At 33.4% G+C, this 668-nt stretch carries 1 protein-coding gene and 1 pseudogene; both read left to right on the forward strand.

Features of this window, described 5'->3' with window-relative positions:
• Positions 1–245: pseudogene (locus BG20_RS10935) on the forward strand (Fe-S cluster assembly ATPase SufC); the annotation flags it as partial.
• Positions 246–356: 111 nt separating this feature from the next.
• The coding region (locus BG20_RS10940) for a hypothetical protein (protein WP_476695742.1) at positions 357–668 on the forward strand (312 nt) is incomplete at its 3' end.

The raw sequence follows: 668 nt of genomic DNA on the forward strand, positions 1-668 counted from the left end.
ATGAACCAGATTCAGGATTAGATATCGATGCAGTTCAAGCAGTTGCAAAGGCAATAAGCCAAGTATCAGGCAAGGATGCAACGGTGATTGTAATTACACACTATGCAAGAATTTTGAAATTCTTAGATAAGCTAGACTTTGTTCATGTCTTTGCAAGAGGTCAAATATTAAAAACAGGTGATGCATCCCTTGCAGATAAACTAGAAAGCGAAGGATACGATTGGGTTTTAGAACAAAAAGTATAACTAATTTTTAAAAACATTTTTTAAAAAATAAATTTTTGAGGAGGGATTTAGTCATTATTCATAATTATTCAAAAGTGTAGAGTAACTGCATAAGATATGAAAATGTGCTAGATGAAGTTACTTAAATACATCTTAACAAATTATAACATGGGTTTGAAAAAGATCAGTTACATTTTCACCTTTGCTGTTTTGAGTTTTACATTATCTTCCTTTGTAATGACAAATGCTTATGCGGATCCAGCATATGTTACAACTATCGGTGAGACTGGAGTTACAGGTTCGGATAATGATCACCTTTCATATCCTGATGGAATTGCAGTGGATTCTGCAGATAATATTTACGTAGCAGACATTTTCAATTATCGTATACAAATTTTCAATGCTGCTGGATTGTGGCAATCAACTATCGGTGAGACTGGAGTT

It is taken from the genome of Candidatus Nitrosarchaeum limnium BG20, assembly GCF_000241145.1.
In the GTDB taxonomy this organism is placed as follows: domain Archaea; phylum Thermoproteota; class Nitrososphaeria; order Nitrososphaerales; family Nitrosopumilaceae; genus Nitrosarchaeum; species Nitrosarchaeum limnae.